We start from the raw sequence: 25753 nt of genomic DNA, 5'->3' as shown, positions 1-25753 counted from the left end.
TTCAAACCATGTCCTTGGTGACAGGGTCGACGACGTTGAGCAGCGCCGGCATGGCGATGGTCGCCGTCTGGCCGGGGTTGCTGACGAGGGCGTCGCGCAGGCCGGGGGCGGCGTCGTCGTCGACGCTGACGTGGAGGTCGAGGGCGTAGCTGGTCGACGGGTAGGTGTTGCCGGGGATCGCGTAGGTCACCGCGCGCATCGGCCCGGCGGCGAGGACGTGGACGCCGGCGCCGAACGAGACGTTCGGGATCTGCGGCGGGTCGAGCAGGCCGGTGAGGACGAGGGTCAGGGACCGCCGTCGCGCGCCGGGCTCGATGTGCGGCGCGATCATGGTGCTGTTGCTGGCGAGGTTCATCGGCTGGCCGACCGGGTTGGCCACCGGGGTGGCGATCATGGCCTCGAACACGGGCGTGTTGAACAGCTGCAGCGCCTGGGCCTGCGAGACGGCCGGGCTGCCGGCGCACGCCTGTACGGCCGGGCCGGGCTTTTGCGGCAGGGCCATGGCGGCGATCTGCATGTTGAAGGTCTGGGCGATCTGGGCCGCCCACTGGACCTGGACGCCGTCGACCTGGAGGTCGCTGATCGTGAAGCCGAACGAGCGGGGGACCTCGAACACGGCGTGGAGGATGAAGTTGCCGGGGAGCTGGTTGCCGGCAGGATCGGTCAGCGACTGCTGCCCGCGCTTGACGGTCCAGAAGGTGCGGGGGTCGACGCCGCCCGGGGCGGTGATCCGGTTGAAGTTCGGGGTCTGGATGTAGAGGCCGGGCGGATTGGCCAGCGTCGCCTTGGCCGGCGAGATGGCGGGATTGGGCGGGGTGACGACGAGGTTGACGCTCTGGCCGATGTGCGGGTCGGAGTTGCGGCCGATCTGGCCGTACTGCGCGCAGCAGATCAAGGTGCTCGGGTTGGCGTTGCCGCTGGTGCGCGGGGTGGTGGCGGTCGAGCCGAGGCCGATCTCGGTCTGCAGCGTGTTGGGCGTGCTGGTCAGGTGCATCGCCCCGCCGGCGTCGGCGGTCGAGGCGGTGCCGCGGTTCCACTTGTTGAGCGGGTCGTAGGCGGGCCGGCCGGTCGAGGCGTCGATCACCGGGTTGCCGCTGGCGTCGCGCAGGTAAAGGTCCTCGAGCGCGATCTGCGGCTTGTCGAGGGTGCTGCGGTACAGCTCGACGACCCGCTGCGGGCTCACCATCCACAGCGTGTTCCAGTACTCCGGGTTCTCGCAGGTGAAGTCGATGCGGACGATCTGCCCCTGCGCGTTGCGGGTGATGCTCCACTCGCAATACTCGTCCTGCCAGCCGCGCGGGCCGTAGGGGCCGTAGGGCTTCTTGGTGGTGTCCGAGGGGTCGCACGGGTCGGCCGGGATCTGGCCGAAGGTCCGGCCCTTGGTGTCATAGCCGGTGTCGGCCAGCGACCACATGTCGGGGTTGGAGGTGTTCGGGAAGTAGTATTTGATCCGCCCCGGTACCGGCGACCAGACGATCTGCGCGTATTGCCCCTCGCTGATGTCGGTCGTGGTCGGATCGAAATACCAGGTCTGATCGCTGGAATTGGTGGCGGTCCACGGGTTGCCCGTGATCCCCTGGCGCGTGAACCCGCTCAAATTGGTGTTCCAGAGCTGGTTCATCCGATTCTGCAGCGCGGCGTCGGGGAAGTCGACCTGGCAGGCGGGGGTCTGAAAGGTGGTCCATTGGCTGGACTTCGCGGTGGTCATGACGGCTCCTGGGTTCGCGGTGGAGTGGTGGCAATCGGCGATAAGCGGCCTCGACGCGCCACTTTCGCCGATCGAGGCACGAGCCCGCCCTACACGCACGGCGGGCCGTGGTGCTGGCGGCGATCGAACTCGCACCCGCACCATACGCCGAAATCAATTCGCCATGCTTTAAAAAAGATGCGACGGCCGTATGCACCGAGTCGGTGAAGTGAAATGCGTAGAGTGCGAAATCGCCAAAGATGACCTTGTAAACAACCCGGACGCCGCGAAAATCGCCGGTGACGCGACGACCCCGGACGACGGTCAGGTCACCCGTTCCGCGCGGTCGTGAACGTTATCGGCGTTGCTCGATCCGCTCGAGCTCGCTTAACGGCATTCGCGGCGCGCGACGCGGCGCGACTCGGCGCCGGCGGGGGCGCGCGACGACCCGCGCGCTCACAGGAGATCTCGGGCGCCGAGGCGCGGGCCAATGCGACGAGGCGAGAATCAAGGAGGCGGCGAACGCCGGGCCCGGCGATGCGAAGCGGCTTGCGCAATGCGGCGAGCGCGATGGGAAGGGGACGATCGACGCGACGGGGCGAGCGTGGCGGCACGGCGGAGCCCGGCACGCGGAGGCCGCTCGCGGGCAGGCGCGGGGCGTCGCCGACGATGCCCCGATTCCGGGCCGGGGTGCGGCGGTCTGGCTGCGGGCCGAGGAGACATGCAGGGCACGAGCGCGGGAGCTCGGGGGATCGGTGCTCGCGCCGGCTCAGGGGGTCGGTGTGTTCGGGTGGTAACGCAGCTCGAGGGTCTGCGTCGGGCCGCTCGCGGGCGCGGCGGGCAGGGTGACGAAGAACAGGCGATCGTAGGCGCCGTCGGGGAGCGCGGGCTGGCCGCCCGCGTCGACGGTGTCGCGCACCTGGCCGCCGAGCGCGCCGATCAGCGCGGGCACGGTGTTCGAGTGGCCGGCGACGACGGCGACCGCTCCGGCCGGGAGCGCGCGGAGGGCCGCGACGAGCTCTTGCGGGGCGGCGGCGGGCAGGACGGTGATCTGCAGGTCGCTGGCGTCGGCGAGCGGGCGCAGGGTCGCCTGGGTGCGGCGATACTCGCTGGCGAACAGGTGGGTGACGCCGGCGCGGGCGAGCAGGTCGGCGAGCGCCTGCGCCCGCGCCTCACCGGCCGGACTGAGGCTCGGGTCGCGCGGGTCGTCGGCGGCTTTCTCGCCGTGGCGGACGAAGATCGCGGTCGTCAGCGCGACGGGGACGGCGGGTTCGTCGGCCGATGGCGGGGCCTCGGGGGCCGCTGCCGGCTTGCAGGCGGTCCAGGCCAGCGACAGCAGGCTCGCCAGGCCCAGCGAGGCGAACAGACGACGGGACGGCGGGGTGAGGCGAGGACGGGCGCGGCGCATGGTCGTCGACTCGGATGCCCGGAACGGCCGGGAGGTTTCGCGCGCGGGCTCCCGGCCGCGGCCGGCGTTCGGCAGCAGGGCCGGGCCTGGCCGGTGCCCCGGTGATCCGGTCCGCTCGCGCCGCTCATCGCTCCAAAGACCCGGGGACCGAGACCTGGTCGATCGGGCATGCCTGACAGGGGCGCCGTGATCGACGCATTCCCTCTGCTTTGTGCAAAGCCATGCGGTAATTCACCCGCCGGTGAAGCGGACCTGGGCGACGGCGCCGACGCGCAGGGTCGCGGGCTCGTCGCCGTGCAGGCGGGCCTCGGCGAAGATCAGCCGGGTGCCGACCTCGATCTCCGGGGCGATCGTGATCACCTCGCCGGCGACCTCGGGGCCGTCGGCGAAGCGGACGGTGACGGGAGCGCCGAGGCGCAGGGCCTGGCTGCGGGCCTCGGGGACGGCGAAGCGGAGCACGCGGGCGTCGGAGATCAGGCGGACCACCGGCTCGCCCGCGGTCAAGGTGGCGCCGGCGTCGACGTGGCGGCTGGCGATCACGCCGGCGAACGGGGCCCGCAGCTCGGCCTCGGCGATCCGCGCGGTGGCCTCCTCCATCTTGCTGCGCTGCTGCCACATCGAGGCCCCGGCCCCGCGCTTGCGCGCGGCCGCCAGCTTCTCGGCGTAGCGCTGCTCGCGGAGCTCGGCGCGCGAGACGTAGTCCTCGAGCTGCTCGACGTCGGCCCGCGCCATCCTGGCCCGCTCGAGCTCGAGCTCGAGCCGCTCGAGCTCGGCGCTCGAGGCCTTCCACGCGGCGGTCGCCACCGCCAGCTCGCTGCGATCGCCGCGCACGTCCATCTCGGCGACGACGTCGCCCTGGTTCACGTGGTCGCCGACCTCGAGGTCGAGCCGCGCGAGCCGCGAGAAGCCCGACGAGACCAGCACGACCTCGGCCTCGGGCACCAGCACGCCCACCATCGGCGCCGGGGCGGGCGCCGGGGCGGGCGCCGGGGCGGCGACGTGCTCGGCCGGCTCGGCGTCGGCCGGCGCGGGGGCCGGCTCGCTGCAGGCCGCCAGCAGGGCGGCGGCCAGCCAGGTCGCCACGCGTGCGCGGAGGGAGGAGGCGGACATGTCCGAAGGGACAGGCAGTGCGGCGCGCCGCGACGAGGCCGCTGCGGGGCGCGACGGGAGCGCTGCGCCGTAGGGCAGAGAAGACATGTCCGGAAGGACATGCCGAGCCGTCGCCCCGGGGTGCGGCGGGTCACCGCGTGGCGGATGGGACATGCCCGAAGAGACAGGCGGCGTGGCGTCGGCAGCGGGCTCGCTGCATGGCGCGAAGGACATGCCCGAACAGACATGGGCATTGCGACATGTCCTCGACGACATGCCCGAAGGCGCGCTCGACCGCGGCCGCGTCACGCCGCCCCCTTCTCGTACAGCCGGCGGTACTGCAGGCAGCGGCCGAGCAGCTCGTCGTGGCGGCCGGCGTCGACCAGGCGGGCCTGGTCCATCACCAGGATCACGTCGGCGGCGATCACGGTGCTGAGGCGGTGGGCGATGACGATCCGCGTGCAGCGCAGGGCCGCGAGGGAGCGCTGGATCGCCGCCTCGCTGATCGTGTCGAGGTTGCTGGTCGCCTCGTCGAGCAGCAAGATCGCGGGCTTGCCGGCCAGGGCGCGCGCGAGCGCGAGCCGCTGGCGCTGGCCGCCCGACAGCGAGGCGCCGCCGTCGGCCAGGATCGTCTCGTAACCCATCGGCAGGGCGGCGATCGCGTCGTGGATCGAGGCGGCGCGGGCGGCCTCGATCACCTCTTCCAGGGTCATGTCGGGGCGACCGAGGGCGATGTTGTCGCGGATCGACACGCCGAACAATTCGCCGCGCTGGGTGACGACGCCGAGCTGCTCGCGCACGCTGCGGAGGTCGAGGCCGGCGAGGTCGAGGCCGTCGTAGAGCACGCGGCCCTGCTGCGGGCGGTAGAGCCCGACCAGCAGCTTGGCGAGGGTCGACTTGCCGGCCCCGGAGGCGCCGACGACGGCGACGAACTGGCCGGGCTCGATGTCGACCGAGACGTCGACGACCGCCGGCGGGACGCTGTCGGCGTAGCGGAACGAGATCGCCTCGGTCTTGATCCGCCCCGACAGCTTCGGGGCGCGCTTGACCCGGGCGGGATCTTGCTCGGGCTCGGACTGCATGACGTCCTCGATGCGCTCGAGGTAGCTGCCGAGGAGCTGGAACTTGAGCGTGACCGCGACCAGCGCCGACAGCGGGCCGAGGAAGCCGGCGCCGAGCGCCGACAGGCCGAGCATCGCGCCGAGGCTGAGCTCGCCCGAGAGCACCAGCGTGGCGCCGGTGCCGAGGATCACGAGCGGCGCGGCCATGCTGAAGCTGCCGAGCAGCGCGCCGACCAGGGCGTCGAGCCGGCCGCGCCGCAGCGAGACGTTGAGCGCGTCGACGAACAGGTTGGACCAGCGGTCGACGGCGCGGAACTCGGCGCCCATGCTCTTCAGCGTCTCGATGCCGCCGAGCAGCTCGACCTCGTAGCTCGAGGTCTTGGCCTGCGCGGCCAGGCTCTCGCTCATCAGCTCGCGCTGGACCCGGCGCGTGGCCCAGTAGAGCGAGAGCTGGACGGCGCCGAGGAGGACGACGACGCCGCCCATCAGCGGGCTGGCCCAGAAGATGAGGACGAGGTAGAGGCTGACGAGGGTGCCGTCGAGCACCGCCGAGAGCGCGCCGGAGGTGAGGATCTCGCGGACCACGGCGTTGCTGCCGAGGCGCAGCATGAGGTCGCCCGTCGAGCGCCGCTGAAAGAAGGCGTAGGGCAGGTCGACGAGGTGGTCGAGGAAGCCGATCGTCATGTCGGCGTCGAGCAGGGTGCGCAGCTGGACGAGCAGGTTGGCCCGCACCCACGAGCTGATGAAGGTGAAGACGACCATCATCGCCAGGCCGCCGACCAGGACCTGCAGCAGGTCGAGGTCGCCGCGCGGGAGGATCCGGTCGACCAGCAAGGTGGTCATCAGCGGCAGCGCCAGCGCGAGCAGCTGGACCAGCACCGACATCAGCAGCGAGCGGGTCCACAGGGCGGGGTGGGCGAGGATCTTGGCGAGGTAGCGGCGCACGAGCGGCCGCCGCCGCCGCTCGGGCGCGAACGCCTCGCCCGGCTCGAGCAGGAGGGCGACGCCGGTGAAGGCCTGGTCGAACTCGGCGGGGCTGATCCGCCGGCGACCGTGGGCGGGATCGAGGATGGAGACCCCGCGCCGGTCGAGGCGGTCGAACACGACGAAGTGGTTGAACTCCCAGTGCAGGATGGCGCCGCGCGGGACGAGGCTCAGATCGTCGAGGTCCTCGACCTGGACGCCGCGCCCGCGCAGGCCGTAGCTGCGGGCGGTGCGGAGGATGCCGAGCGCGCTGACGCCGTTTTGGTCGGCGCCCATGGCGAGGCTCAGCTCGTCGAGGCCGACCTCGCGGCCGTAGTAGCGCAGCACCATCGCCAGGCAGGCCGCGCCGCAGTCGGCGGCCGTCATCTGCTGCACGTGCTCGAGCTGCCCGCGCGGCCCGGGCGCGCCGAGCCGGCGCAGCGCCGGAAAGCGGCGAGACAGCGCGCGGTCGGGCTCGGGCGAGGTGCTCATGGCGGGCCGCCGGATCTTAGAAGTGCTGCAGGGCCGGGACCAGCGTCTCCAGCAGCGTCGCCGAGCGCACCTTGGCCTCGAGCGTGCCCTGCATGCCGTCGTACACCCGGTACTCGGTGCCCTCGGCGACGAAGGTGTCCGACGGCAAGACGGTGACGACGACCACCACCGGGCCGGTCAGCGCCAGCGCGCCCTCGCGGTCGCGCCCGAGGTAGCGCATGGCCTCGGCCGGGCCGACGACCTCGTCGGCGACCGAGCGCACGACGACGTCCTGGCGGCTGTCGGGGAAGCCCTCGAGCGCGAGCGACAGGCGGGTGTCGGCGGCGCCGAGCAGCGGCCGGTAGTGGCCGGGGAACAGGCCGACGACCACGGTCTGCGCGGCGTCCTGCTCGATGGCGACGACCGCGTCGCCCGGCGCCAGCGCCTGGCCCGGGCGCACGCGCACGTCGGACACCACGCCGGGCTCCGGCGCGACCACCGAGCGCTCGGCCGCGCGCGCGCGCGCGAGCTGGAGCTGCCCGTCGAGCGCGGCCAGCCGCTCGCGCCGGCCGTCGTCGGCCGGGGCGCGCAGCAGCTCGACGAGCCGCTGCTCGTACTCCCGCTCGACGCGCGCGAGCTCGGCCTGCTGCGAGGCGTCGTCGAGGCGCACCAGCACCTCGCCGGCCTCGACGCGCTGGCCGAGGCGCACGCCGATGGCCTGCACGGTGCCCGACGCCGAGGTGGTGACGACCAGCCGGCCCTCGCGGCGGACCACCGCGCGGCCCTCGGCGTACTCGCCGACGCGCACGGTGGCGGCGAACACGAGGCCGGCGCCGACCAGCAAGATCGTCACGGTGACGGCCCAGCGCGTCCAGGTGGGGACGATGTGCAGCGGGTGCCCGGGCCGCGAGGCGCGGCGGTGGGCCTCGAGCGCCGCGCCGCGGAAGACGACGCGGCGCGCGGCCTGGTCGGCCGCCTCGTTGTTGCTGGGCTCGCTCACGGGGTCCTTCACGCGCCGCGCTGTGCCCGATGCGCGACGAGAGCGTCGCACAGCGGGCCGCCGATGTCGACGCCGGCGCGCGCCTCGAAGCCGAGGAACATCGCCGACGGGTTCAGCTCGAGGATCTTGTAGCGGCCGTGGCGGTCGGCCTTGATGTCCATGCCGGTGTAGCGCAGGCCGATGATCTCGGCCGCGCGCACGCACTCGCGCGCGACCGCGTCGTCGAGCGCGATCGGGTCGATGCGCTGCTCGTGCTGGCGGAAGTCGATCGCGTCGGTGACGATCCGCAGGGCGCACACGACCCGGCCGTCGATCACGTAGACGCGCACGTCGTCGCCCGGCAGCAGCTCCTGGAAGCACACCGGCGCGGCCCGGAGCTTGTCCAGCCGCTCGTCGCCGAGGTCCCTGGCCTCGACCTTGCGGGTCGCCGCGCCGCCGGCGACGGGCTTGTAGACGACCGCGCCCTGGACGTCGCAGAACCGCCGCACCGCCGCCGGGTCGTTGCTCCACAGCGTGGCCGGCACCGGCAGGCCGGCGGCCTGCAGCAGCGCGAGCTGGTACGGCTTGGTGATGTTGTGGCCGCTCGACGAGGGGTTGTAGAAGGCGGCGCCCTGGGCCTCCCAGCGCAGGAGGATCGCCGACAGCAGCGTCGCGCGCTCGCGGAACGCCAGGGTCGTGCGCCGCCAGTCCTCCTTCATCGCCTCGTCGGCGTCGACGCCGTAGGCGGCCGGGTTCTGGTAGAGGCTGCGCACGTACACGGCCGCCGGCCGGCCGACGCGCCGGCCCTCGATCACGACGTCCTCGGGCGCCTCGCCCAGCGCGATCGGCAGGTCCTCCGGGAACCGCTGGGCGTCGAGCACCACCGGCTCGCAGCCGCGGGCGCGCACCCCTTCGAAGACGGCGGCCGCGTGCGGGTCCGAGAGCGAGCCGACGATGACGATCGGTGAATCAGGCATGGAAAAAAATTTCAGGAGGGAAGAGGTTGCAGGTGCAAGCAGGGCGAGGCGCCGGGGGGCAGCGCGCTGCCCCCCGGCGTCAACGGGGGGTTACTCCTCGCCCAGCGCCTTCGTGGTCGCCTCCGGACCCTCCTCGCCGAGGGCGAGGGTGGTGACATCCGGGCCCTCCTCGCCGATGGCGAGCGTGGTCGGCTCCGGGCACTCCTCGCCGATCGCCTGCGTGGTGTAGATCGGGCCCTTGCCGCCGGTGACCTGGCCGAGGTCCTCGATGAACAGGTCCTTCAGCTGCTTCTTGCTCTTCTTGTCGTTCTTCTTCATGACGTTCTCTCTTCTATTGCGGGTAATGACCAAAGGAATGGTGGACGGACGCGCATTCGTCCGCGCGTACGAATGCGCTCACTCGGAGGCGCCATTCGCGCCACGAAGCGGTACTGAGAATGCACGATCCGCCGCGACAAGGCACCATTATTTTTTCATCGCCGAGTCCGCTCATAGTCACGCCGATCTCGAGCGATATTCGTGATCCGCCCGCAAGGACGGCGCAGCCCCGCCCCCAACGCTGTTCCGTGTGCGGCCCTAGGCCCCCACATGTGTGAAACTCGCGCGCATTCTCGGGACTGCGATGTGTGTATCTCCGCCCTCCGCGAGGAGGCCGCGCATTGCGCGACGAACGCGACCGGTGATTCCCCCGATCGCCGGCGATCACCCGATCGTCGAATCATGGCCGTGATCGAGGTCACCGCAATAAAAGCACGGCGCCGTGTCCGAGTCGGCCGGTCGGCGGACATAGCCAGGTACGCCGGCGCGATGCAGCGAAATGGTGTCCGAGCCGGACGACCGGCGGACATCGCGGCGATCGCCGCGCGGTGATCGGCGATCGGCGACAATGCAATCCGTCACAATCACCAGAGTGGCAGATTCGCCGGCGCTCGCCAGCGAACTCGGGTGTGCGGGCCAGCGACCCCGACCGCGGGCCGGCGCACCGTTCGACGATCGCGGGCTTCTGCGGCGGACGCGAGTCCGCTACGCTTTCGCCATGCCGAACAAGCACCTCCGCGCAGTCTTCGTCATCGCCGCATTCATGGCAGGTCCCGCCTGCGGCGCGCAGCAACCGACGGGGCCGGCCGCGGGCCCGTCGCGCGAGGGGGCGCCCGAGGCCGATCGCGGACCGGACCCGCGGGTGCAGGCGCTCGAGGAGGAGCTCTCCGCGGCCAAGCGCGAGCTCGACGCGCTGAAGACCGAGAGCGAGCAGCTCCGCAAGTCGGAGACCGAACTCAAGGCCAAGGCCGACGAGGCCGAGGCGCTGCAGAAGAAGCTGACCGAGGTGGTCGGCAAGTTCGGCGACGTGACCACCGAGGACGGGATGGTCCGCGTCGAGCTGGTCGACAAGATCCTGTTCCCCGTCGGCGAGGCCGACCTGACCGACAACGGCCGCGAGGTGCTGGCGCAGGTCGGCGCCGCCCTCAAGGACATCGAGGACAAGCAGGTGTGGGTTCAGGGGCACACCGACGACTCGCCGATCGTGATCCGCAAGCCCAAGAAGGGCGAGGACCCGAAGGCCAAGAAGGGCGACAAGAACGCCAAGGACGCCAAGGACGCCAAGGCCGACGCGAAAGCCGCGAAGGAGGAGGCGACCCCCGAGCCCAACGACGCGGTGCTGCCGTTCGTCACCAACTGGGAGCTGTCGGCCGCGCGCGCGCTGACCGTCGTCCACTACCTGCAGGACGAGGCGAAGATCGATCCGTCGCGCCTCGCGGCGGTGGCGTTCGGCCAGTACCGGCCGAGCAGCAAGTCGAAGGCGAAGAACCGCCGCATCGAGATCGTGCTGTACCCGCGGGCCAAGCTGGCGCCGAAGTGAGGCGGGCGCGGCGAGGCGCAGCGGCCGTGCGCGGTGCGAGGGGACCCGGGGCACGCAGGCCGCCGCACCGCCTGGTCGACTGGGCGCTGCGCGAGGCGCTGGGCGTGGTCCTCGATTCGCCGAGCGCCGACCAGGTGCCGGCCGCGGCGAAGGCCTGGTACGACCGCGCGGGTTGACCGCGTCGAGCGGGCGATCGCCGGCGCGAGCCGGCACGCGGGGCCGCCGGTCGATCGCGGCGGAGGTCGGGTCCGGTCCGACCCGCCGCTCGCCGACCCGGGCCGCGATGGGACCCGGTCGACGGAGGACTGTGCCCGGCGCCCCGTGCCGGCCGCGAGTCTGGTCGGCGCGGCGCACCGCTCGGCGAGCCGATGCTGGCCGCGGGTCGGATCGACCGAGGATTGCCCGGTTCGCCGCTCGGCGACCGCCGGCGGGTCGCGGGAGCCCATCGGTGCCGGCGGCGGGCCTGGTCGCCCGAGGAGCGCCGCCTCGTCGCTCGGCGACTCGTGCTGGCCGCCACGCGGCGGGTCGATGGGCCGCTGGCCCGACGGCGAGGTCGACCGCGCGAGCCGCGGCGGGGGAGAATCGCCGGACTGCGCCCCGCCTCGCGGACGCCGTTCGCCGGGCCGGGGGCGACTCTGCGCATGGGCTGGGGGCGGGGGCCGACGATCTGAAGCGGAAGCCCGCGAGTCGCGCGAGCGGGATGTCGCCGGCCGGCGTCGCCGACGAGCGCCAGGCGTGGCATGCTGGGAGCATGAAGGGCCGGTGCCTTCGGCTCGCGGCGCTGGCGGCGACGGTCCTGTCGCTGCCGGGCTGCCACGTGCCCATGGAGCCCGAGACCTCGCCTCCGCCGCCGCCGGCCAGCGCTTACGACGTGCTCGCCGACCGCTGCGACCGCGGCGACGGTCCGGCGTGCGTCGAGATGGCCGCGCAGTACCGCGAGCTCGGCGAGCTGCCGCTGGCGGCCGCGTACGCCCGCCGGGCCTGCGACCTGGCCAGCCCGTTCGGCTGCGCCGCGCTGGCCCGGGCGTTCGAGCGCGGCGAGGGGCTGCAGCGCGACCCGGCGGCGGCGACGTCGCTGTACGTCTCTGCCTGTCTCGGAGGACATGCCCCTTCGTGCATCTCGGCGGCGGCGGGCCTCGGCGAGCCGGACGCGGCCGAGTTCATGCGCCGGGGCTGCGGCGCGGAGCCGGTGCTGTGCCCGGCCCGCCGCGAGCCGGCGTTCGTCGGCGTCGACCCGCTCGACCAGGCCAACGTGGTCCTCGCCATGGCCGAGCGCCGGCTCGAGCTCGGCGACTGCTATCGCCGCTCGCTCGCGCGGCAGCTGACGCTGCACGGACGGGTGGCCCTCGAGATCGCCATCGCCGGCGACGGTCGCGCCCGCGCGGTGGCCATCCTCGAGAACATCCGCGAGGCGCCCGAGGTCGGCGCGTGCGTGGCCGACATCGCGGCCTCCACGCTGTACCCGCCGACGACGTCCGGCGAGATCGCCGTGGTCCCGTGGCGGGTGCTGTTCGAGCCGGGGCGGTGAGGATGCTCGATCGGGCATGCGCTGAAGAGCATGTCTGAAGGCGCAGGTCCGGCGGGTGGCCGGCGCAGCTCGCCGAGGGGGCATGCATCAGCCTCGGCCGCGGGCGGCATTGCTGCGAGGCGACGAAGAAGACCGCGGCGACCGGCCGCGCTGCGGCGGCCGGCTGCTCGGCGCATCGCGTGGGTGCTCGCCGATGACGAGCGAACAGCCGCGCAGCGGCGGGTCGACGCGTCGCGTCGATGCTCGCCGGAGAGGAGCGAACAGCCGCAGCGAGCCGGTCGTTCGCCGAGGGGACGAGCGGCTGGGCGAGCCTGGCGGGCTCCTCCGCGGACCTGGACGTGGCGACGCGCTCGATTCGCAGGGGGGCGTCTTCGTGACATGTCCTTGAAGGCATGTCATGCTATTCTCGGAGTCGCGCCGATGGAGGCATCATTCGCCGCGGCGGACGGCCGCTCGCGCGCCGCGATCGTGCGCCCCGCCACGGCCCCGCGCGGCCGCGCCCGCGCGGACGTGGGGCCGCGTCACACGCCGGACCGTCCGCGCTGGCGCGGGCTGCGATCGGCGATACGTTGGCCCGTGATGATTCGCCTGCGCTTCTCTTGCCTCGCAGCGCTGCTGGTGCCGGGCCCGACGCTGGTCGGCTGCGTGGTCGAAAAAGACCTCGACGTCGCGGGCGGGAGCGCGGGCGGGAGCGGCGTGCACCCCACGGGTTCGGCGGAGCCGGGGACCGGCGAGTCGACCCTCGCGGTCGGCAGCGGCTCGACCACCACCACCTCCGGGGGTCCCGACGATCCGCCGACGAGCGGGCCGACCGGCGACGTCGAGCCCGGGACCACGACCGCCGATCCGACGAGCACCACGACGAGCGACACGAGCGCCACGACGGGCGACGCGAGCACCACGACGGGCGACGACGCGCCGGCGGTGCTGGGCTTCGCCGCCGACATTCAGCCGATCTTCTCCGATTACTGCACCTGTCACGGCGACGGCCAGCCCGAGCCGGACCTGGGGATCGGTCGGGCCTACGACAGCATCGTCGGCGTGCCGGCGAGCGACGTGAAGGGGATGGCCCTGGTCGCGCCCGGGTCGCCCGAGGACAGCTACTTGTGGCACAAGGTCGCCGGCAGCCAGAGTCAGGTCGGCGGCGCGGGCAAGCGCATGCCGCCGAACGACGAGCTGCAGCCGGGAGACCTGGCGGCGATCGAACAATGGATCGCCGACGGCGCGCTGCCCTGACGCGAGGAGCGAGCCGCAATCGGGGCGAACGTGCTCCGCGGGGGGTGCAGGGCCGCGAGCTCGCGCGACGTGCCGCGTCGGTGCGCAGGGCCGCGAGCTCGCGCGGACCCTCGCCGTCCTCGCCTCAGCCGACTGCGCGACCGCCTCGACGCGCGGGTCATCGACCGGCCGGCGCGCGTCGTCGGTGGCCCGCGAGCGCCGCGCGCCCGCGTCTTCAAACAAGGGCCCGGGCGCGCCCAGCCCGCGGGCGGCGCTCACCCGGCGTCGTGCGCGTGATCCCGGGCCGCCCGGCTTGCGTTACCATCGCGGCCGATGCGAGGCGCAGTCCTGTTCAACGGCAACGCCGAGACCGTCGACGCCCTGGTGCAGACGGCGGCGCCGCTCTTGTTGTCGTCGCGGCACGAAGATCCCGCGGTCGCAAGCTCGCGGCGCGTCGTGCTCGTCACGGCCGCCTGGGGCGACGGGGAGCACGACGAGGCGCACGTCAAGCGGGCGCTCAACGGCATCGGCCTGCCGTCGCGGTTCGAGAACGGCTACGACACCAACCTCGTCAACCTCTCGCTGCTGCACGAGGTCCGCGGGCTGGCGCGCACCGCCCCGCGCCTGCTGGCCGCGTGGCACGAGGAGCGCCGGATCGCCGAGATGGCGCGGGCCTTCTACCTCGAGCACAACGCCCACCTGATCCAGCTGTTCCGCCGCACGCTGGCGGTCGCCAAGCGCGAGGACCCGTCGATCACGGTCGCCCGCCTGGCCGGCGACCAGGGCCATTACGGCACCGGCGGCAAGCTGCTGCGCTACACGCTGTCGCGCGAGCTGCGGCACGCGCTCGACACGCTCGAGGCGAACGACGACCACCTGGTGAGCCTGCTCGACCAGATCGAGCAGCGCACGTTCGACTCGGTGGGGCTGCACTACGACCCGGCCTGGCGCGCCGCCCAGCAGCGGCTGGAGCAGCGGATCCTGTCGGCCAACAGCATCATCGTGTTCGGCGGCCACCTCGACCTGCTGCTCGACGCGCTGCGGTTCTTCCGCCTGCGCGACGCGCTGGCGGAGGCGCTGCGCCGCGGCACGCAGCTGGTGGCGATGTCGGCCGGGGCGATGGTGCTGTGCGAGCGGGTCATCATCTACGACGACTTCGCCACCAAGCGCCGCGACTTCCAGCTCTACGACCGCGGCCTCGCGCTGGTCCGCGACATCCAGCTGTTCCCCCACTGCACCGAGCGGATCCAGACCGACGACCCCGACAACCTGGCTTACCTCGCGCGCCGCTTCCGGCACCACGCCTGCGTCGGCCTCAACCAGCGCTCGTTCCTGCTGTTCGAGCTCGGGCCGCACCGGGCCGCCAGCGTCGGCGAGGACGACTGCGTGATCGTGTTCGACCCCGAGGGCCGCAAGCTCAGCTACCACCGCGGCGAGATCATCCGCATGTGATCCACGGGGCCCGCGGGTCGACGACGGTCGGGTCCGCGGTCCGGCGTCGCAGCGACCGGGGCCGCCCGAAGGGACCTCGTCGAGGAGTCGTCGCACCGCCGAGGGCTCAGCGGGCCCGCGGGCGCGGCACGCGGGCCAGCCCGGCCAGGATCAGCAGCAGCGGGCCTGCGCCGTCGCCGGGCCGGTCGTCGCAGGCGCAGCTGAGGACGGCGTCGACGTCGTCGTCGTCGACGAGGTCGCCCGGCGACGGCTCGTCCTCCTCCATCTTTGTGTCGAGGCACACGCCGATCGACGCGTTGGGCGACGAGCAAAACTGTCCCAAAGGACAGTAGTTGCCGAGGCCGCGGCAGCCGTCGACGCAGAGGCCGGACAGGCACACCCGGCCGGAGAAGAACCCGCCGCACTCGCTGTCGAGCTGGCAGGGCGCGCAGGCGCCGTCGATCGTCCCGTCGCAGTCGTTGTCGAAGCCGTCGCACAGCTCGGGCAGGGGCAGGCCGGGGACGGCGTCGCAGACGACGCCGCCGAGGCCGTCGCACACCAGCGCGCCGACGGCGATGCACGCGCCGAGCCCGGCCGAGCAGGGGGCGCCGAGCGCGAAGTCCTCGTCGACGAGGAGGTCGCAGTCGTTGTCGAGGCCGTCGCACAGCTCGGGGCCCGCGAACTCGCACACGCAGGCGCTGGTCAGCGGGTCGCACGCCTCGAACGGGCCGCAGTCGAGGTCGTCCAGGCACTCGACGCAGACGTTCGGCACCGGGCCGAGGTCGCACAGCGGGAGCCCGAGCGGGCAGAGGCTGAACTCGTCGCACTCCTCGACCAGGAACTCGAGCGGCGGCAGGCCGAGCGCCGGCGGGGGGAACACCGCCAGCGGCGCGCCGAGCTCGCCCGCGGCCTCGACCGTGGCCTGGTGGGCGATGATGCCCTCGGCCGCGTCGTCGATGACGACCTGGAAGCGGACCACCGTCGACGCGCCGATCGCCAGCAGGCCGCCGGCCTTCTCGTCGGCGCCGACGCCGAGGCGGACCACGAGCTCGTCGTCGATGCACTCGCCCGCGTCGTCGAGCGCGACGTCCGACAGAAACCCCGGGACGGGTCCCTCGACGATCTCGAGCGTGCCGGGCACGAAGGTGACGCCGGACGGCAGCTCGTCGGTGAGGACGACCCCGACGGCCGCGTCGTTGCCGACGTTGGTGACCTCGATCGTGTACTCGATGAGGTCGCCCGGCACGCACGCGCCGCCGTCCAGGTCCTCCCAGGTCTCGACGATCGAGAGGTCGGGGGCGGCGGTGGTGATCGAGACGACCGCGGTGGCCAGCAGGACGGAGTCGGCGGCCGTCGTCACCGCCAGGGGCAGCAGGGTCTGGAGCGGGTCGAGCCGGTCGGAGATGTCGAGGATGTCGAGGTCGAGGCCCGAGGTGCTGGCCGCGAGGCCGGACAGGCGCGGCAGGTCGCCGGCGACCCACACCGGGAAGCCGAACGCTCCGCGGGTGCCGTTGAAGAAGTCGTCGACCGGGTTGAGCGCGTCGCCCAGCGGCAGGTCGGCGAGCAGCACCTGGTCGCCGAGGACGTCGTGGTCGCCGGCCAGGCCGACCACGCCGAGGGTGCCGCCGACGCCCACCTTGGGGATGACGAAGCCGTCGAACGCGGCCTCGCACGGCTGCTGCGGCAGCGCCCGGTCGAGGCCGTCGAGCACGCTGATGCTGCGCAGCGGGTCGGACGGCCGCTCGAACACCACCACCATCCACCACGCCGCGAACACCTCCTCGTCGAACAGGTGCGCCACCGGCCGCACCTCGACGCCGCCGACGCGGAACAGCCCCGGGCCGAGGTCGACCACCAGCTCGCTGACGTCGGCCGTGCACACGTAGCTGCCGTCGGCGCTGACGTAGCAGGCGTCGGCCGCCAGCTCGACGTCGAGGAAGCCGGGCCGCTCGAGCTCGACGTTGCTGTCGGCGCCGGCGACCTCGAGCTGCGCGCCCCAGTACAGGAACGCGTGCGTCGGCACGGCCCACGGCGGCAGCAGCAGCACCGCCGAGCTGCGCGCGTCGTCGGCGTCGATCGCCACGTGGGCCGCGGCCTTGCCGGCCAGCGGCGAGTCGGCCCGCCACAACACGTCGGCGGCGCCGTCGAGGGTGGCCGCACCGCAGTCGCCGACCGCCCCGACGAGCGGCGCCGGGGTCCCGGGCGAACAGTCGTGGGCGAGCGTGTTGCCCAGCAGCACGAAGTCGCCGCGCTGGACGATCTGCGCCCGCCGCAGCAGGGCCGCGCCGGCCGGGCGCGCGACCGGCAGGCCGAGGCCCAGCGCTGCGATGATCGTCACTCCCCACCGCCGCATCGGTTCTCCGTGGCGATATAATGTGGTCGGCGGGCCGGAGATTTCATGCGACCCGTCGCACATCTCGCGGGCCGCGCGGCGCGGCGGATCTGTTTGTCGAGACAGGTGATATTGGTGGCAGCGACGACGGCCGGCGCCTCGGGGCGCACATTGAACATACCGGCGCCCGAGGTGCGCCGCGCAGAATAGCCCGCGAATCGACCGGCGCGGCCACGCGCCGGCCCGCGCACGCCCGCGGGATCGGGCGCGGACCGGGCGACCGGCGGCGATTGGCGGCAGGCGGCAATCATCGGACCGCGCCCCGAGGCGGAGATCCGGCTCACCGCGCGGACGATCGTCCTCGCATTCGCTCGGGCCACGGACGAGGGCCGGCGATCGGGTCCGCCCCGCGAGCGTCGGCGTGAGACGAGGGCCCGCGGCGCGTCGGGCTCGTCGCGCGCGGGCCCGCGGCGCGCGACGGGTCGCGCGTGCGGCGATCGCGGGCCGAGCTCGGCGACGTGCGAGCGACGCCGGGCCGCGCTGCGCGGCCGTCCGCTGCGACGCGCGGCCCGGCCCGGGCGGGGGCTCGCGCGCGAACGCGCCCCGGCGTATGATGCCGCGCATGGCGAAGGCAGAGCGGCTCGTGCTGGTCGACGGCTCCTGGCTCATCTATCGGGCCTTCTTTGCGATCCCCGCCAACCTGCAGACCAAGACCGGCCTGCCGACCAACGCAATCTTCGGCTTCGCGACGATGTTCCGCAAGCTGTTCTCGGGGCGCATGCCGGAGCGTGGGGCGGTCGTGTTCGACTCGCCGGCGGCGACGTTTCGCGAGCTGAAGTACCCGCAGTACAAGGCGCAGCGGCCGTCGATGCCGGGCGAGCTCGCGCAGCAGCTGCCGGTCATCGACCGCCTGGTGGCGACCCATCGCTTCCCGCTGCTGCGTCAGCCCGGGTACGAGGCCGACGACATCATCGCCACGCTGGCGCGCAGGGGCGTCGAGGCCGGGCTCGAGGTCGTGATCGTCGCCGGCGACAAGGACCTGGCGCAGATGGTCGGCGACGGCATCCGCATGCAGGACACGATGCGCGACGTCACCTACGACGCCGAGCTGGTGCGCAAGAAGTGGGGCGTCCCGCCGGCGCGGATCCCCGACCTCCTGGCGCTGATGGGCGACACCGTCGACAACATCCCCGGCGTGCCCGGCATCGGCCAGAAGGGCGCCGCCGGGCTGCTCGAGAAGTACGGCTCGCTCGACGGCGTGTACGAGCACCTGGACGAGCTCAAGGGCAAGCAGAAGGCCGCGCTCGAGGAGCACCGCGAGGCCGTCAAGCTGTGGCGCCACCTCGCCACCGTCGACGACCGGGCCGAGCTCGTGGTCGGCGTCGACGACCTGCGCCTCACGCCGCCCGACCCCAGGGAGCTCGACGCGCTCTACCGTGAGCTCGAGTTCTTCTCGCTGCTGACCGGCGGCGGCGACGCCAAGGTCGGGGACGCGCCCGACATCGAGGTCGAGGTGCCGACCACCGTCGAGGCCGCGCGCGCGGCGATCGACGGGTTGCCGGCCGGGCAGGCGGTGGCGGTCGTGCCGCTGTTCGAGCCGCCGGCGCGGGTCCACCACGCGCACCTGGTCGGCGTCGCGCTGGCGACCGCGGGCCGCAAACCGCTCTACCTGGCCTTCCGCGGCGTCGGCGAGACGCTCGGCGACGGCGCGATCGAGCTGCTGCGCGGCCTCCTCGGCGACACGAGCCGGCCGAAGTACGTCCACGACGTCAAGCAGCTGGCGATCCTCGCCTGGCGGCACGGCCTCCGCCTCGGCGGCGAGCTGCTCGACACCATGGTCGCGTCGTTCCTCGTCGACCCCGTCAAGTGCATCCCGCACGGCCTCGACCAGGTCGCCCGCGAGTACGTGCAGCGATCGATCCCCGCGGTCACCACCTTGCTCAAGAGCGGCAAGTCGGCGCGGCCGCCGAGCGCGGTCGAGGTCGGCGCCGCCGCCGGCTACGCCGCCCAGCTGGCCGACGTCGTCCTCGCGCTCGGCCCGGTGCTGCAGCGGCGCCTCGGCGAGGCCGGGCAGGCGGCCCACTACGAGGCCGTCGAGCGCCCCCTGGCCTACGTGCTCGCCCGCATGGAGCTGGCCGGGATCCGCGTCGACCGCGACGACCTCGCGCGCATGGGCGAGGAGTTCCACCGGCGCAAGGCCGAGATCGAGGCCCGGATCTACGCGCTCGCCGGGCACGAGTTCAACATCGGCTCGACCAAGCAATTGGCCGACGTGCTGTTCGAGGAGCTCAAGCTGCCGGTGATCAAGAAGAACAAGACCGGCTATTCGACCGACGCCGAGGTGCTCGAGCGGCTCGCCCCGAAGCACGAGATCGCCCGCGAGATCCTGGCCCAGCGCGAGCTGGCCAAATTGATCAATACGTACACCGACGTGCTGCGCGACGCGATCGCCCCCGAGACCGGGCGCATCCACGCGACCTTCCAGCAGACCGTCGGCGTGTCGGGCCGGCTGATCTCCACCGACCCCGACCTGCAGCGCACGCCGGTGCGCACGCCCGAGGGGCAGCGGATTCGCCGGGCCTTCGTCGCGCCCGAGGGGCGGCGCATCATCTCCGCCGATTGGAGCCAGATCGAGCTGCGCGTGCTGGCCCACTTCAGCAAGGACCCGCGCCTCGTCGAGGCGTTCCGCGACAAGCTCGACCTCCACCGCCGCACCGCCGCGCTGCTGTTCCGCGTCGCCCCCGAGGCCGTGACCAAGGAGCAGCGCAACGTCGGCAAGACCGTCAACTTCGCCACGATCTACGGCCAGGGGGCCACCGCGCTCGGGCAGATCCTCGGTATCGCCCGCAAGGAGGCCCAGAGCTACATCGAGCAGTATTTTGAGTATTACGCCGGGGTCCGCGCCTGGCTCGACCGCACGATCGCCGAGGCCCACGGCAATGGCTACGTGACCACGCTGCTCGGCCGGCGCCGCTGGATCCCCGAGCTGACCAGCCGCAACGACACCGACCGCGCCGCCGGCGAGCGGATCGCCGCCAACACGCCGATCCAGGGCTCGGCGGCCGACCTTTGCAAATTGGCGATGCTGCAGATCGACCGCGAGCTGCCGGCCGCGGCCCCGGACGCGCGCATGCTGCTGCAGGTCCACGACGAGCTGGTGTTCGAGGTGCCGGAGGCCGAGGTGGCGGCGACGGTGGAGGTGGCGCGGCGGGCGATGGAGCAGCCGTACCCGCTCGACGTGCCGCTCGAGGTCGGCATCGGCGTCGGCCAGAGCTGGGGCGAGGCGCACTGATTTTCGGGCGCGCGGGAGCGGCGAGCGGACTCGCCGCGCCCGCAGACGCTGCCGATCGGCCGCTGCGAGCGCCGGAACGGCCGCTCTCGTGAGGGCGGCCCGCCTGCGTGTACCATCGGCTGGATGCACGTCGTCGACCTGTCCCATGGATCGCTCGAGGTCGCGGCGCTGCGCGACGTGCCGGCGCTCGAGCTGCGGGCCGACGATGTCGAGCCCGACGAGCTGGCGACGGCCCTCGCGGTGCTGCGCGACGCCCGGGGCCTCAAGGCGCTGCGCCTGCGCTCGCGCGTGCGCGCGCTGCCGCCGGCGCTGACGGAGCTGCGCGGGCTGCAGCAGCTCGAGCTGGTCGACGACGAGCTCCCGGGGCTGCCGGCCGCGATCGCCGAGCTGACGCGCCTGCGCAGCCTCCGGCTCGAGCTGTTCCACCTCGCCTCGCTGCCGCGCAGCATCACCGCGCTGACGCGGCTGCGCGAGCTGTACGTCGACTCGCACCACCTGGCCCGCCTGCCCGACGACCTCGGCGCGCTGCAGGAGCTGCGGGCGCTGACGCTGCTGCTGCGCCACGTGTACCTGCACGACTGGGAGCGCCCGGCCCACTTCGCCCCGCGCTTCGAGCCGTCGGTCGAGGCGCTGTTCCGGCTGCTGTCCGGGCTGCCGCGGCTGTCGTCGCTGACGCTCGGCGAGCCGGGCAGCTGCGGCTATCCGGAGAAGATTTTTAATAGATTGCCCGCGGAGCTCGGCGGCCTGCAGGCGCTCGAGGAGCTGACCTTGACCGCCGTCGCCCACCGCATGCCGATGCCGCACGGGATCGTGATGCCCGGGCTGCGGCGGCTCCGCGCGGGCCTGTACTGCTTCGACGCGACCGAGGACGAGCTGCGGGCGATGTTTCCCAACGCGGTGATCGGCCACGACGATCCGTGAGGATCGAGCCATGACGCCGGTCGGCCTCACTCGGGCAATTCGGGCCTTCGACAGAGGCGCCGCTCGACCGCACCGAGCCAGACGACATACACCATGACCATGCCGATGCCCCACAGCGGGCCCGTGGCAAATACGACGAGAGCGCCGAGTGACAGCTCCAGGCTGAGCCGTACGGCTCTTCCGAGGTTCCCGAAGTGGTGACGGAAGAAGGCTCGTTGAAACTCCTCCGTGGCGCAGAAGCCAAGAGGTTGATCCGGGCCGGCCTGAACCAAGGCCGTGGACTGTGCGGGTGCGGACTGTGCGGGTAACCGGGGCGGTCGTCGTCGGATGCGATCGCGCGTGAACCGCTCGATGAGGCCAGCAACAGGGAGCTGTGACAGACTATACACCCATATTTGCCACGCCGACAGACTGAACAGGCTGTCCAACAGCATGAGCGCGATGAAGGCCAAAGCCATCGCCCCCATACCCAGCGGGGTCCGAATCGCGATGTTCCAGAATTCACGGGTCGGCCAGAAACCCAGGTACTGGGCGGGGAAGGGCCGCTTCCCGTGGATGGAGAGTTCCATGCGGCCCTTCACCGTCTGTCCTTCTTGTTCTGGGCCTTGTCACACTTGTTCTTCACATAGGCCCCGGCGGCGAGCGCGGTCGTGGCGCCACAGGGACCGCAGCCGGTCACTGTGACGATGCCGACCGTGGCGGCCGCAAATGCTCCAGCGAGCCAACATTTCCATCGCTCTCCGTCCTCCCCGAGGCCCCCGAGCTCAAGGCCTTCATCCAACCAGAGCTGCACGGTGCTGGCGGCGATGCGGGCCGCGCGCTTCGGGGATGGGGATGTCGAGGAGTGACCGAGCTCGCCCGCGAACTCCCAATCGACGAACTGAAGGTCGACGAGCGGAGCGCGATCGATGCTCAATGCAGCCGTGCCGCTCCCGCTCGCATCGAGCCGCAACGCAATGCTCACCGGGCCGACGTCCGGCAGGTCATAGTCGATCCGGCCGGCGATCCCGTCCGTGAAGTTGAATGAGGCCGCGAGGTCGCGAATGTGGCTCGGCGACGTCAGTGCTTCAGCGAAGGCCGCCTCGACCTCATCGCAAGCCGACGTCGGGGCAGGCAAGGAGAGGAAGAGGAGGGCGATGGTCTGCATGAGCATCCTGGGACGATGAATGAGGTTACGTGACCTGCAAGGGGCGGGGCCCGCTCTCCTCGATACCGTCGCCAGCGGCGATTTTGCGTCTCCGGGGAGCTGGCGAGGCCCCCGCCCATGTCGCGCGCCTGGCCGCCAGGTGCGGTGACCTCGGCAGCGCGGCTGGCGAATCTGGCGAGCGAGCAGCCAGAGCTCCGCCGCGGGGAGCGCCGCGATGGGCGAGCGAGCTGCCCGATCCTGCGTCTCCGATGGTGCCCTGGCGCGGACTTGCCGGGGTGTGCCGACCGTCTAGGAAGCCCTTGAGGCCAGCGGCGCAGGGCCGGGCGGGCCCGCCAATCCGCGGGGACAGGTGCGAGTGCGCCCCCCGACTTGCCCTCTCTCGCCGTCGCGGCCTGCAACCGCGACGAGGGCCAGGACACCGGCTTCACGTGTGCGCGGGCCCGTAGCTGCCGCGGTGATCATTCCTCGAGGGACATGTGTGAAGATTCATAGAACATGTCCTGAAGGTCAGGTGCCAGGGTGCGTCGCCAGCCACGCGGACGCGCGGGCGAGGGCCGGCGCGTGGCCCAGCTCGCGCCAGTAGGTCTCGGCCGCGGTCGCCAGGCTGCGGGCGCGGGCGCGGTCCTGCTGTGATTGCCACAGCGCCTCGGCCAGCGCGAGCTGGACGTTCGCGCGCTCGTCGACCGCGGCCAGGGACAGGGCCCGCTCGAGCAGCGGGAGGGCCTGCGTCGGGCGGCCGGCGGCCAGCTCGAGCTCGGCGAGGCCGAGGAGCGACTCGGCGACGCTCGGGTGCAGCGGGCCGAGGGCCTGCTCCTGCAGCGCCAGCGCGCGCTCGTGGTGGAGCCGCGCCTCCTCGCGGCGGCCGAGGTCCCGCAGCGCGCGCCCGAGGCCGTTGAGGACCTCGGCCAAAAGGTGCGACTGGGGGCCGACCGCCTTCTCGCGCAGCGCCAGCGCCCGCTCGTGGGCCTCGCGCGCCTCGTCGAGGCGGCCGAGGCCTCCCAGCGCGTTGCCCAGGCCGTGGAGCATGCCGTTGGTGGCCGGATCGTCGGGCCCGACGGCCCGCTCGCGCAGCCCGAGGGCCCGCTCGTAGACGTCCCTGGCCTCTTCGTAGCGGCCGAGGGCCACCAGCGCGGCGCCGAGGTGGTTCAGCGAGAAGGCGTTGGCCGGGTGCTCGGGGCCCAGCACCTTCTCGCGCAGCGCCAGCGCCCGCGCGTCGGCCTGGCGCGCCTCCTCGTAGCGGCCGAGCCCGAGCAGGGCGCGGCCCAGGTTGGTGAGCGACAGGGCGGTGTGGGGGTGCTCCGGGCCGAGCGCCTGCTCGCGCAGCGCCAGCGCCTCCGCGTGCCGCTGGCGCGCCTCCTCGAAGCGGTCGAGGTTCGTGTACATCAGGCCCAGGGTGTTGTCGGCGTCGGCGCGGACGATCGGGTCGTCCGCCAGCTCCACCGCCGCCTCGAGCGCCAGCGACAGCTGCAGCGCCTCGTCGCCGCGGGCCTGGCGGCCGCCGACCACGAACAGCAGCTGACTCCACGACCGGGCCGCGAGCCGGGTGTCCTTGCCCCGCGCCGCCGCCACGATCGCCTGCCGCGCCAGCGCCTTCGCGCCCTCGTAGTCGCCGGTGGGCTCGCGCAGCTCGGCCATCGCGAGCAGCACCCGTGCGTGCAGCGGCGCGTAGCCCAGCGGCTCGACCTCGCGCAGCAGCGCCTCGCCGAGCGCCAGCCCCTCGGGGTACTTGCCGGCCTCGTACAGCGCCTCCAGCCGGTCTGCCTGGGCCTCCAGGGTTTCGACGCGCGCGCGCACCGTCGCGTCCTCCGGCGGCGGGACGGCGGCCGTGAGCGCGTCGGCGTCGGCGCAGAAGTCGAGCGAGGGCAGGGTCTTCACCGCCTGCACGGCCTGATCGACGAGGCCGCGATCGGGCCCGCTCGCCAGCAGCTCGGTCAGCGCCCGCAGGCGGCTGCGCCGGCGCTCCAGGCACGACTCGCGCAGCGCCGCGAGGCTGCCCGGCGGCGCCGCCGACGCCTGGGCCTCGCACACCTCGGTCCGCATCGTCACCCACGCGGCGGCGTAGTCGTCGAGCAGCGCCGCGGTCCGCCGGGCGGTGTCGGCCGCGTACGGCACGCCGGCGGCCGTCAGCGCCTGCGCGACGCGGGCCTTCGTGTCCGCGTCCCAGATGCCCGCGAGGTGCCGGTCCATGCGTCCGCAGCCGCGCTCGCGGTCGGCGAGCCAGCCCCACACGAGGAGCCCGCTCAGGACCGCGAGCAGCAGCGCCAGGCCGGCGGCCAGGGCCCGCCCGCGGCGCCGCGCCTGCGGGTCGTCGGCGAGCTCCGCCAGCAACACCTCCATCGACGCGGGGCGCCGGGACGGGTCGAAGGAGAGGCCGCTCGACACGGTGCGGGCGACCCACGCCGGGACGTCCGAGGCGGCCGGCAGCGGCTTGACCCGGCCGGCCACGTAGGCCTCCAGCAGCTCCGGGAGGGTCTTGCCGGCGACCGGGAACTGCCCGTACAGCGCCTCGTACAGCGCGACGCAGAACGAGAACACGTCGGTGTGGACATCCGCCGGCCGGCCCTCGAGCAGCAGCTCCGGCGCCATGTAGCGCGGCGTGCCGACCAGCGTGCCGGCGACGGTGAGGTCGTCGGCCGCGAGCGGGCCGCCGGACGACGTCCCCGCGTCGGCCGCGGCGGCGAGCGCCGGCGGCTCCGAGGGCCGGCTGTGGCGCGCCAGGCCGAAGTCGGTCACGCGCGCGCGGCCGTCCTTGCCGACCAGCACGTTGTCGGGCTTGAAGTCGCGGTGCACGAGCCCGGCGGCGTGGGCCGCCGCGAGCCCGCGCCCGGCCGCGAGGAAGGTCTCCAGCACCTGCCGCCAGGACCGAGGCTGCTCGGCGCACCACTCGCGCAGCGTCTGCCCCTCGACGTACTCCATGGCGATGAACAGCGCCCCGTCGGCCAGCGTGCCGGCGTCGTAGACCGCGACCACGTTCGGGTGGCTGAGCCGCGCCATCGCCTGCGCCTCGCGCACCAGGCGGGCCTGCTCCTCGCGCCCGCTCGAGCCGTCGGCGCGGTGCCGCAGCAGCTTGAGCGCCACGCGGCGGTCGAGCCGGGCGTCGTAGGCCGCCAGCACGAGGCCCATGCCGCCCTCGCCGAGGAAGCCGAGCACGGTGTAGCGCTCGGCCAGGCGCTGGCCGGGAGCGAGGGCCGCGGGCGTGAGGCGCTCGTCCGCCGAGGGCAGCGTGGGCCCCCCGGCGTCGAGGGTCTTCCGCATGGTCGTGGCGAGCCCCTCCGAACCGGAGGAAGGAGCCGCCTGCGGCGTTGGATCGCTCATCGGCGCGTCGAAACGCCAGTCTAGCCGACGGATCCGGCCGCGCGCGAGGCACCGCGCGGTCCGTCTCGACGGGCGAACT

General features: G+C 73.1%; 18 protein-coding genes. 7 read left to right on the top strand and 11 right to left on the bottom strand.

Going from position 1 to position 25753, the window contains the following annotated elements; translation table 11 throughout:
• Position 1: 1 nt before the first annotated feature.
• The 7 genes from NAEX_RS09475 to NAEX_RS09445 all read right to left on the bottom strand — a co-directional run bounded on the left by NAEX_RS09475 (position 2) and on the right by NAEX_RS09445 (position 8953).
• On the bottom strand, positions 2 to 1708 hold the full coding sequence (locus tag NAEX_RS09475) for a hypothetical protein (protein WP_096327183.1): 1707 nt from the start codon (positions 1706 to 1708) through the stop codon (positions 2 to 4).
• Between the two features lie 748 nt (positions 1709 to 2456).
• Positions 2457 to 3095: a SixA phosphatase family protein gene (locus NAEX_RS09470; RefSeq protein WP_096327182.1), complete on the bottom strand. Its 639-nt coding sequence runs from the start codon at positions 3093 to 3095 to the stop codon at positions 2457 to 2459.
• A 231-nt stretch (positions 3096 to 3326) separates the two neighbouring features.
• Positions 3327 to 4205, bottom strand: coding sequence for an efflux RND transporter periplasmic adaptor subunit (locus tag NAEX_RS09465; protein WP_170135591.1), 879 nt, complete (start codon positions 4203 to 4205; stop codon positions 3327 to 3329).
• Between the two features lie 284 nt (positions 4206 to 4489).
• The gene (locus tag NAEX_RS09460) at positions 4490 to 6700 is read right to left on the bottom strand and encodes a peptidase domain-containing ABC transporter (RefSeq protein ID WP_096327180.1); all 2211 of its coding nucleotides are present in this window, start codon (positions 6698 to 6700) and stop codon (positions 4490 to 4492) included.
• A 16-nt stretch (positions 6701 to 6716) separates the two neighbouring features.
• Complete coding sequence (locus NAEX_RS09455; RefSeq protein WP_170135590.1) at positions 6717 to 7691, bottom strand: efflux RND transporter periplasmic adaptor subunit; 975 nt, start codon at positions 7689 to 7691, stop codon at positions 6717 to 6719.
• On the bottom strand, positions 7688 to 8635 hold the full coding sequence (locus NAEX_RS09450; RefSeq protein ID WP_096327178.1) for an ATP-grasp domain-containing protein: 948 nt from the start codon (positions 8633 to 8635) through the stop codon (positions 7688 to 7690). Before NAEX_RS09450 ends, NAEX_RS09455 begins: the two co-directional genes overlap by 4 nt.
• A gap of 90 nt (positions 8636 to 8725) precedes the next feature.
• Positions 8726 to 8953, bottom strand: coding sequence for a hypothetical protein (locus NAEX_RS09445; protein WP_096327177.1), 228 nt, complete (start codon positions 8951 to 8953; stop codon positions 8726 to 8728).
• A gap of 718 nt (positions 8954 to 9671) precedes the next feature.
• Between NAEX_RS09445 and NAEX_RS09440 the strand changes: the two genes are divergently transcribed.
• The 5 genes from NAEX_RS09440 (at position 9672) to NAEX_RS09425 (ending at position 14688) form a co-directional block, all read left to right on the top strand.
• Complete coding sequence (locus tag NAEX_RS09440; RefSeq protein WP_170135589.1) at positions 9672 to 10493, top strand: OmpA/MotB family protein; 822 nt, start codon at positions 9672 to 9674, stop codon at positions 10491 to 10493.
• A gap of 26 nt (positions 10494 to 10519) precedes the next feature.
• Positions 10520 to 10669, top strand: coding sequence for a hypothetical protein (locus tag NAEX_RS49900; RefSeq protein WP_170135588.1), 150 nt, complete (start codon positions 10520 to 10522; stop codon positions 10667 to 10669).
• A gap of 575 nt (positions 10670 to 11244) precedes the next feature.
• Entirely contained in the window at positions 11245 to 12021 is a 777-nt protein-coding gene (locus tag NAEX_RS09435) for a sel1 repeat family protein (protein ID WP_143141258.1), read from the top strand.
• 579 nt (positions 12022 to 12600) lie between these two features.
• A complete protein-coding gene (locus NAEX_RS09430; protein ID WP_143141259.1) occupies positions 12601 to 13257 on the top strand; it encodes a hypothetical protein in 657 nt (218 codons plus the stop codon).
• Positions 13258 to 13569: 312 nt separating this feature from the next.
• Positions 13570 to 14688, top strand: coding sequence for a Type 1 glutamine amidotransferase-like domain-containing protein (locus NAEX_RS09425; RefSeq protein WP_096327173.1), 1119 nt, complete (start codon positions 13570 to 13572; stop codon positions 14686 to 14688).
• Positions 14689 to 14794: 106 nt separating this feature from the next.
• On the opposite strand, the gene NAEX_RS09420 is transcribed toward NAEX_RS09425, so the two are convergent.
• A complete protein-coding gene (locus tag NAEX_RS09420; RefSeq protein WP_096327172.1) occupies positions 14795 to 17005 on the bottom strand; it encodes a DUF11 domain-containing protein in 2211 nt (736 codons plus the stop codon).
• A gap of 616 nt (positions 17006 to 17621) precedes the next feature.
• Between NAEX_RS09420 and polA the strand changes: the two genes are divergently transcribed.
• On the top strand, positions 17622 to 20291 hold the full coding sequence (polA, locus tag NAEX_RS09415; protein ID WP_170135587.1) for a DNA polymerase I: 2670 nt from the start codon (positions 17622 to 17624) through the stop codon (positions 20289 to 20291).
• Between the two features lie 123 nt (positions 20292 to 20414).
• Positions 20415 to 21212 (top strand): leucine-rich repeat domain-containing protein, encoded by a 798-nt coding sequence (locus NAEX_RS09410; protein WP_096327170.1) that lies wholly within the window; start codon positions 20415 to 20417, stop codon positions 21210 to 21212.
• A 26-nt stretch (positions 21213 to 21238) separates the two neighbouring features.
• Here the strand turns inward: NAEX_RS09410 and NAEX_RS09405 are convergent, their stop codons facing one another.
• From NAEX_RS09405 to NAEX_RS09395, 3 genes are all read right to left on the bottom strand, one after another.
• Entirely contained in the window at positions 21239 to 21781 is a 543-nt protein-coding gene (locus tag NAEX_RS09405; RefSeq protein WP_143141260.1) for a hypothetical protein, read from the bottom strand.
• An 8-nt stretch (positions 21782 to 21789) separates the two neighbouring features.
• Entirely contained in the window at positions 21790 to 22365 is a 576-nt protein-coding gene (locus NAEX_RS09400; RefSeq protein ID WP_096327168.1) for a hypothetical protein, read from the bottom strand.
• Positions 22366 to 22866: 501 nt separating this feature from the next.
• On the bottom strand, positions 22867 to 25614 hold the full coding sequence (locus NAEX_RS09395; protein WP_170135586.1) for a serine/threonine-protein kinase: 2748 nt from the start codon (positions 25612 to 25614) through the stop codon (positions 22867 to 22869).
• Positions 25615 to 25753 lie beyond the last annotated feature (139 nt).

Origin of the sequence: Nannocystis exedens, assembly GCF_002343915.1 — a bacterium.
GTDB classification, from domain to species: Bacteria; Myxococcota_A; Polyangia; order Nannocystales; family Nannocystaceae; genus Nannocystis; species Nannocystis exedens.
This window is presented reverse-complemented; position numbering and strand designations above follow the sequence as displayed.